This window comes from Streptomyces sp. CT34 (genome assembly GCF_000805335.1).
Classification (GTDB): Bacteria; Actinomycetota; Actinomycetes; order Streptomycetales; family Streptomycetaceae; genus Streptomyces.
Genome location: NZ_KN708638.1, coordinates 809,601 through 817,598, shown reverse-complemented (window position 1 = coordinate 817,598; position 7,998 = coordinate 809,601). Strand labels below are relative to the sequence as shown.

General features: G+C 68.0%; 7 protein-coding genes. 5 read left to right on the top strand and 2 right to left on the bottom strand.

From position 1 onward, the window contains the following. Positions 1 to 218 precede the first annotated feature (218 nt). Positions 219 to 557 (bottom strand): hypothetical protein, encoded by a 339-nt coding sequence (locus tag RZ84_RS03625; protein WP_043263062.1) that lies wholly within the window; start codon positions 555 to 557, stop codon positions 219 to 221. A 182-nt stretch (positions 558 to 739) separates the two neighbouring features. On the opposite strand from RZ84_RS03625, the gene RZ84_RS03620 reads away from it, so the two are divergent. The 5 genes from RZ84_RS03620 (at position 740) to RZ84_RS03600 (ending at position 6,582) form a co-directional block, all read left to right on the top strand. Beyond that, complete coding sequence (locus RZ84_RS03620; protein WP_052229756.1) at positions 740 to 1,525, top strand: PIG-L family deacetylase; 786 nt, start codon at positions 740 to 742, stop codon at positions 1,523 to 1,525. Between the two features lie 58 nt (positions 1,526 to 1,583). Then, a complete protein-coding gene (locus RZ84_RS03615; protein ID WP_078893554.1) occupies positions 1,584 to 2,060 on the top strand; it encodes a hypothetical protein in 477 nt (158 codons plus the stop codon). Positions 2,061 to 2,277: 217 nt separating this feature from the next. After that, positions 2,278 to 3,003, top strand: a complete 726-nt coding sequence (locus tag RZ84_RS03610; RefSeq protein WP_043263061.1) for a nucleotidyltransferase domain-containing protein — start codon at positions 2,278 to 2,280, stop codon at positions 3,001 to 3,003. Between the two features lie 1,063 nt (positions 3,004 to 4,066). Further along, positions 4,067 to 4,576, top strand: a complete 510-nt coding sequence (locus RZ84_RS03605; protein ID WP_043263060.1) for a GNAT family N-acetyltransferase — start codon at positions 4,067 to 4,069, stop codon at positions 4,574 to 4,576. 770 nt (positions 4,577 to 5,346) lie between these two features. After that, complete coding sequence (locus tag RZ84_RS03600) at positions 5,347 to 6,582, top strand: SpoIIE family protein phosphatase (protein ID WP_043263059.1); 1,236 nt, start codon at positions 5,347 to 5,349, stop codon at positions 6,580 to 6,582. Between the two features lie 394 nt (positions 6,583 to 6,976). Here the strand turns inward: RZ84_RS03600 and RZ84_RS03595 are convergent, their stop codons facing one another. Next, on the bottom strand, positions 6,977 to 7,957 hold the full coding sequence (locus tag RZ84_RS03595; RefSeq protein ID WP_043263058.1) for a C1 family peptidase: 981 nt from the start codon (positions 7,955 to 7,957) through the stop codon (positions 6,977 to 6,979). Positions 7,958 to 7,998: the final 41 nt, after the last annotated feature.

The following is a 7,998-nucleotide window of genomic DNA, read 5'->3' as shown; positions in this document are numbered from 1 at the left end:
GGGGCCCCCCCCCCAGCCGGTCCGCCGGAACCGGCTCGCCTTCGTCCTTCGCTTGTCGCGCCATACCGCTGTTATATCGCTCCGCCCGGCGCCCCCGGCGATCGAGGTCCCGCGCGGGGTACCCCACGGCCCTCGACCGCGCAGCTGTCCCGGCGCCGTCCCCGCTGCGCCCCACCCGGCCCGGCCTCCCGACCGGAACGTCAGCGCGAAGACCGCCGTCAGCTGCGTGACCAGGCAGAGATCACGGAGCGGAACCGCGGTCTGCGCAGGCTCCGGACCGTCAGTGCAGTCCACAGCGGCCACCACAGCAGGGCGATGCGAGGAACGGACAGGTACCAGCCGGCGCGCGAGGCATCCGGCGCGCAGCGGCCCAAGCCGACGTAGGGGGCTTCGATCCAACAGCATTGATGGACCAACGGCGTTGACCGACCAGCGATCTTGACCGACCAGCGAACTGACCGCAGCAACTCGACGAGCATCGCCGCGAGTTCGGCAAGGAACATGAACGTGTATCCGGTCGCCTGGACGCTTCCGGTCGCCTGGACATGGTCGAACACATCGTGCCGGGTCTGGCCCCAGGCAACCCCAGGAGTGTGGAAGGTCCGGTACCGGCCCCGCTCCTCGGTGTCCTTCCACCCGCAACCACACCGCGACGAACACGCGTCATCACGCAGAACTACCAGGTCTCGCCATGCCACGAGCCAACGTGGCGGCAGTCAGCTGAGAGGCAGGCAACAACATGACAGCCGACGACACAATTTCCGCCGGACATACGCCGAGCCTGCTCGCGGTGTTCGCCCACCCCGACGACGAGTCACTGGCCGCGGGCGGAGTGCTCGCCCGGCACGCCGCCGCGGGCGCCCGCACCGCAGTGGTCACGGCAACCTGGGCCGCGGACACCGCCCGCGCCGCCGAACTGGCCGAGGCGCTCCGCATCCTCGGCGCCGGCACACCACGAATGCTGGGCTACGCCGACGCCCGCGTACCACAGTCCGCCCCTGGCAGCCCGCGGTTCTGCGAAGCGCCGCTCGACGAGGCGGTCGGACGGCTGGTGGCGCAACTCAGGGAATTCCGCCCGGAGATCGTCGTCACGCATGACGCCTACGGTGGAATGACCGGCCATCCCGACCATGTGCACACCCACCGAATCACCCTGCTCGCAGTCCAGGCATCCGGACTGGAGCGCCTCTACCCCGACACCGGCGCCCCCTGGCAGCCGAGTGCCGTCTATCTGGCCACGCACCCGCACTCGGCCGTACCGGCCCTGAGCGACCTGGCCCACAGCGGCAAGGCGCAGTACACCGTCCCGGACGAACGGGTCACCGCCACCGTCGACGTCAACCCCTGGCTGGCACGGAAGCTTGCGGCCGTCCTGGCCCACCGCACCGAGGTGACGCGCGGAGCCCTCCCCGGCCTGATCGCCGCCCTTCCCGCCGAGGCACAGCAGCGGCTCCTTTCCACCGAGTGGTACATCCGCCACGACCCCGTCACCACGGCCGCAGCCCAAACGGAGCTGACTGCCTGAGGAGGAGAGCGGGAGAGAAGACGGACCCTCACCAGACCGGGATCGGCATCATGGCACGATGGCCGCCATGTCGGGTCAGGTCTGGGTATCTCTCATATCGCTGGGCGGCGTTGCGCTCGGTGGTGTGCTGTCCTTCCTCGTCCAGCACGCGACGCAGCGGTCGGCCGAGCGTGCCGAGCAGCAGCGGCAGCGGGTCACGTTGTCGGAATCCCGGCGTGCGGAACGCCTTGCGCTGTTGGAGAGGTTCGTCGAGGTAGGCGCCGAGGCGGAGCGGTGTGCGTTTTCGCGTCCGTCCCGGTGGGAGGAGACGGACACCTGGGCGGTCAGGACCCAGGACGTGATGAACCGGTTGTGGGTCGCGGAGCGGTTGATAAGGCTGCAATTCCCGCTGCCTGTCCACGATGCGGCGCGCGCCTACTTCCTCGACCTCAACCGGACCGTGTGGGACGGACTGCCCGACGGCGAAAGCGTGCGCGATTACCTGGAGAACAACCGGCTGGCCTTTCTCGACGCGGCCAGGGCGGTGATGGAGTAGGTGACCGAGGGGGCGGCCGGTGCGCAAGGGAGGACGCCCCGCTCTACCCCATTCGATCACTCAACAGCAGTCAACACCTCACCGGCGACCAACAGTTGAGCGTGGCGGCGATGGCGAAATACCGCGTGTGTGCCTCCGGGCCGACGCGCGTTGGCTCGGCGATCGCGCTCCTTCCACCACTGGAATGCGTATACCCCGGCTGGCACGATGAGCTGCCATGAATGATCACGCCAATCCTGCGGCTCAAGCCCTGCGCTTGGTCTCCACCCGTTTTCCGCATGCTTTGGGCGCCGTGCTCGGAGGCTCGGCCGCTGAGGGGCGTGCCACCGGGACCAGCGATCTGGACGTGGCCATCCTGTTGCCGGACTCCGACCCCAGTCGTCGCGAGGTGATACGCCATGAGGGGCGCTTGGCCGAGCTGTTCCTCAACACCCTTACGGACGTGCCGGAATTCTTCGCATGGGACAGAGCCCGCCGCCGGGGCACAGTCCTGTTCATCTACGGCCAGGGGCTGCCTTTGACGGACCCCCACGGCCACCTGTCCCGTACGTGTGAAAGGGCCCGAGCCGTGCTCGCGTCCGGCCCGCCTCCGCTCACTCCCGCGGAATGGGAACGATCCCGCTACGGACTCACCTGCTACGTGGACGACTTGGTCGACACCCCCGCGGCCAACCGGTACGAACAGCTTTCACTCGCCGATTTCACCTTGCGTGAGGCGGCGCACCTGCTCACGGCTCACCACAATTCCTGGACGGGCATCGGTAAATGGCTGCCCCGCCGCCTTCTGCGCGCGGACCCGGTGTGGGGCAAGGCCCTTCTGGACGGCCATCAGGCCGTGGCCGAGTGCGCCGACCCCGCTCCGCTTGCTGCCGCCGCTGAGCACGTGCTGGACTTGGTCGGCGGACCGCTGCGGGACGGTTACGCATCTCGCTGGCGCCCATGATTCCCGAATTCACCGGACTCGCCGATACACCGGACTCACCTGAGTGCAATCCCGCTGGGTCCGTCAATGCACCCGGAGAGATAGTCGGCAGACGGAGTGTCAACCCAGAAGGCGCGGCCGACCGGTTACTTCGGTAAATTCCTTTATGGGTCGTCGAATATCATACAAATTATGAAGTTGAACCTCCGAGCGAGTGAATCGTGGACTGAGTCACCGGGATCGGTGGCATGAATTCCCACGTCCTATCGTCTGAACCGATAATCGGAGCTAACCATGCGCATGCGTACCACCCTCGCCGCTGCCGTCCTTTGTTCGGCTGCCCTTATGGGGCCTGCCGGCATCGCCGCCGCGGATGACGGCGACCTCTCGGGTGATATGAGTGTAGGCAACCAGAACATGAGCACACCAACGGCCCAAGATTCCGACTCCTGGGACTTCAGGAGCGGCGGGGACGGGAGCAGCGGGGAGCACGCTGGCGGCGGCCAGACAGGCGGGGACCACGCAGGCGGGGGCCAAACAGGCGGGGGCCACGCAGCTAAGGGCAAGGGCGGCGGGAGCCACGATAAGTCGTAAGTAAGGGAACCGGATACGGCCTCACCCTTCCTCCGGCGTTAATGCCGAAGGAAGGGTGAGGTCTTTCCGTACCCGTGTGCAGTGGTAGACCCCATTGCCTGGTGGTCAGCTGCACAGAAGGCGGAATTGTGGCCCGTTCCCGTTCTGAATCCTATTTGGCGCACGTGCACGCGGTATGGACCGGGAACGAACCGGACGGACGTCTGCTGGCACCGAGCGATCGGGTATCTCGAGCACCGATGGGAATCATGGGATGCGGTGCGGGGTTTCCCGATATCGACTTCATCGACTCCATCGACGGCTTCTATTCGGGTGGGGCAGTACGACGGATTTCTCCGGGCCGTTCTCCGGCAACTTGAGGCGATCTGCGGACAGGCGTCGAGGCGTTCGGTGCACGCAGCACAGGCCCGTCCCCGGATGATTTCGGTGACTTGGGGCGGACAGGAGAAAAGCGTTGCCGGGCCCTGGTGTTGCCGGGCATGCTCGTGCCGTGATCGCTGACCATGACTTCCATGACACTGCTGTCGTCCTGCCCGTGAGCGTGCGCGACTTGCTTCCGGGCGATCTGCCTGAGTGCACCTGGGCCGGGTCGGCCACCCATTTGCGGCAGGTGGAACGGGAGTTGGCGCGTGCCGCGGCGGGTGAGGTGGACTACCTGGCCGTGTGCACGCCCAGGGACGTGCCGGTGGCGATCGGCGGGATCGACTACCAGGTCACCAAGGGCGCCGGGACCGTCTGGCAGCTCGCGGTGCTGCCTGCGCTCCAGTCCTGCGGTCTGGGAACGCTGCTGGTCCGGGCCGCGGAACGGCGCATCAGCAGTCGTGGACTGCACAGGGCCGAGCTGGCTGTGGAGGAGGACAACCCTCGGGCTCGCGCGCTGTACGAGCGGCTCGGCTATGTCGCCTGCGGCCGACAGCCCGATGCCTGGGACGAGGAGGCGCCCGACGGGTCCATCCGCCGTCACGAGACGGTGTGTGTGCTGATGCGCCGGGAGCTGTAGTCCCGCCGGGGACGGGCCGGTATGCGCCCTGCCCGGACAGGACGCCGCCCAGGGACCCGGGCCGGCTTGCGCAATGCCTGCTGAAGCCCGCTGGTGGGCAGCGGCGTCCGCTTGCTCTCGGTGAGCAATGGGAAGTCCCCCTGGATCAGCCCGCCGGCCATTCTCACGTCGAGCTGGCTGCCGGTTCCCTTCGCGTCGACCGACATGGGTGGGTCGCACATAGGTGGGTCGCCGAGCCGGGTGGCGAGAGGCTGCGGCACGCCAGGAGGTGTGGGACGAATCTGCCCTGCCGGTGCGTTATGATCATGGTGCACTTCGGTTCCGCGGGTAACCATATTCCTGTGGGCGGGAGTCGTGCGTCTGTGGTCCAAGGAAAGACGTCCACCAACCGGTGGGAGATGCAGGTGCAAGGCCTGCCAGGCGCTCCGGACAAGGTCCCTGTTCTTCACGAGCAGGGACTTTTTGGATCAGGGACCTTCTGGTTTTCGCGTCACCGCCCTTGTCGCAGGCAGCGTCAGATGGAAGACCGGCTTCGGTTCCGGTGGTCGAGCAGTGGTCCGCATACGTGGCCGGATTGCCGGGCGGCTCGCGGGGCGAATGGCCGGGTACGGACATGTGCGCGCCGTTACGGCTGGTTGCGTATGGATTCCGTTGCGGGCCGGGCCGGGTGTGGGTGCGGTGCCGTGGTGGGGATGCCGTAGCGCGCAGGGCGGGCCCGCGGTGCGTAGCGTGGATACGGAGGGAGCTTCCCCGGCCGAGGAGGCTGGTACGTGAGGCCGGAGCTCGACTACAGGGCGCTGTTCGCCGCGACGCCGAGTCCGTATCTGGTGCTGGGTACGGATCTGGTGGTCGTCGACGTCAATGACGCGTACTGCCGGGCGACCGGACGCTCTCGTGCGGAGTTGGTCGGGCTGCACGTGTTCACCGCGTTCCCGGACAACCCGGCAGACCCCATGGCTGACGGGGTGCGCAACCTTGGCGCCTCCCTGGAGCGGGTGCTGGCCACCGGGGAGCCGGACACCATGGCGATGCAGCGCTATGACATCCCGGTGCCCCACCGGCCAGGGGCGTTCGAGGAGCGCTGGTGGTCCCCGGTCAACACGCCGGTCCGCGGATCGGACGGGCGGGTGGCGTACATCATCCACCGGGTCGAGGACGTCACCGCGTTCGTGCATGCTCGCCGGTTCCACCCGGGTGACCAGTTGGCCGAGCGCGCGCAGAGCATGGAGGTCGAGCTGTATCTGCGCGCCCGCGAGTTGCAGCGTCTGAACGACGAGCTGCGGGCCGCGCATGCCAGGGAGCGGAAGGTCGCCGTTGCGTTGCAGGAGGCGATGCTGCACTCCCCGGACCTCGCCCGGCACCACGATGTCGCGGTGCGCTATCTGCCGGCGGTCGGCTCGCTGAATGTGTGCGGCGACTGGTACGACACGGTCGACCTTGCCGATGGGCGGTTCACGGTGGCCGTTGGTGACGTGGTCGGTCATGGTCTGGAGGCCGCCACCGTCATGGGCATGCTGCGCAGCGCGCTGTCGGCAGCCAGCCGGGCGGTGACCGGGCCCGCGCAGGCGCTGGAGGTGCTGGGCCTGTACGCCCGCTCGGTGGACGGGGCCCTGGCGGCCACCGCGGTCACCGCGTTGATCGACACCCGCTCGAAGTTGATCGTCTATTCCAGCGCAGGCCACCCGCCTCCCGTATTGCTACGAGCCGAGGGAGGATGCCGGCTGTTGGACCAGGCCACCGACCCGCCTTTGGGAGCGAGGCCCGAGCATGTGCCCCGGCCGCAGGCCGGCACCGCCTACCAGAATGACGACACCCTCGTCCTCTATACGGACGGCCTGATCGAGCGCCGGGAAGAGGACATCGACGCCGGCCTGGCCCGGCTCACCGAGGCGCTGGCCCCTATGAGCCACCTCAGTCCCCAGCGTCTGGCAGACGCGCTGCTCGCGAGTCTCGGTGTTGCCGGGGGCGCCCGCGATGACATCGCCCTCGTCGTCGTCCGCCTGTGAACCTCCGCCTGTGAACGTCCGCCTGGAACATACGGCTTCGAGCCCGGCCCGGCGGCGACTCCGCGGGCCGTCGGCGTATCGCTGTACGTCGTGGTCGGGTACGTCGTGGTCGGCGAGGTCACATGTCGTCGATGAACTGGGTGAGGCGGTGGGTGAGTTCGGTGATCGCTGCGCGCTGGTCAAGGTCAATGACTATGCCACCGAGATCGTCACGAACCGCCCCTCCCGCTACGGTTTCTTCGCGACGCTCCCGCTGCCCGACGTGGACGGCGCGTCGGCGGAGGCCGTCCGTACCCGTTCGACGAACCCCGTCGGGCCGCCATCGACCACGGCAACGCCGAAGCCCTTTTCCCCGTCTCGCCTCCTGACGGGCCGGCTCGCCGCCACCCGGCCGCTACTTCTTGACGAGTTTGCCGACGGCGTTGGCCTCCCGTACCCGACTGGCCAGGAAGTCCCAGGACAGATTGACGAATCCCCGGTCACCCCAGTTGGTGCCCCAGGAGTTCTCCACCCGGACGCCCTGGTTGTTGTAGCCGACGATGGTGATCTCGTGACCACCGGCGAACGGCTCACCGGCAGTGGGGGAGTACGTGTAGGAGGCCGCCTGGCGTGCGGTGAGGGAGAAGAAGCTGTCGTACACCGGGATCGAGATGACCACCGGCTCCCCCTGGGCGAGGGCTGCCTGCACCTCGGCCTTTATCCGGCTGCCTGTGTGGAGCGGGGTGTAGCCGGACAGCTTCCACTTCGATGCGTTGTGCTTCTCGCCGGCGGTCGGCTGGGTGGTGTAGTCGAAGTCGCCTTGCCAGTAATGGGACTTGGTGTCGACGCCCTGTGAGGTGGCGATGCGGAAGTGCTGCTGCGGGGAGGTGCCGACGTTCTGCCCCTTGGCTATCTGGGCGTAGGTGTACATGGGTGCCTGGGGGCTGCCGGTGATGCCCTGTTCGTGTTCGAGGATGCTGTAGGCCGAGTAGTCGATGGCCCATGCGACACAGGACCCGACCTGGCCCTGATTGCCGGGCCTGGCCGCGTACTTGGTGAGATCGACACGGGCGGGGAGGGGCTGCCGCTTCCTGCCGGACCTGGTCGCGTCGGCCTTCGGGTGGGGGGCGGTGGCCGACAGGTTCGGCTCCACGGACCCGCTCAGCGCGGACGTGCGCCAGGTCGACTCGGAGGGCAGGGCGCCGAGGCCGAACGGGTGGGACTTTGCTCTCGCGTCCTGTGGCGCCGGGGCGGTGGCCCTGTCGTGGTCCGGGCCGACCGTGCTCGCCGAGGAGACCCCGACGGTCACGGCGGCGATCGCACCCGCCGTGGCCAGGGCGATGGTGGTACGCGAAGTACCGCTGAGGGACTTCCACTTGTGGGCAGCGCGACGCATTGATGTCCTCCGGTGCATGAGCCGACCGGGACGGTGTCCCG

Bases quoted from the DNA above. Each gene is read 5' to 3' on its own strand.
- RZ84_RS03620 (WP_052229756.1), top strand. From the start codon at position 740: ATGACAGCCGACGACACAATTTCCGCCGGACATACGCCGAGCCTGCTC.
- RZ84_RS03615 (WP_078893554.1), top strand. From the start codon at position 1,584: ATGGCCGCCATGTCGGGTCAGGTCTGGGTATCTCTCATATCGCTGGGC.
- RZ84_RS03610 (WP_043263061.1), top strand. From the start codon at position 2,278: ATGAATGATCACGCCAATCCTGCGGCTCAAGCCCTGCGCTTGGTCTCC.
- RZ84_RS03595 (WP_043263058.1), bottom strand. From the start codon at position 7,957: ATGCGTCGCGCTGCCCACAAGTGGAAGTCCCTCAGCGGTACTTCGCGT.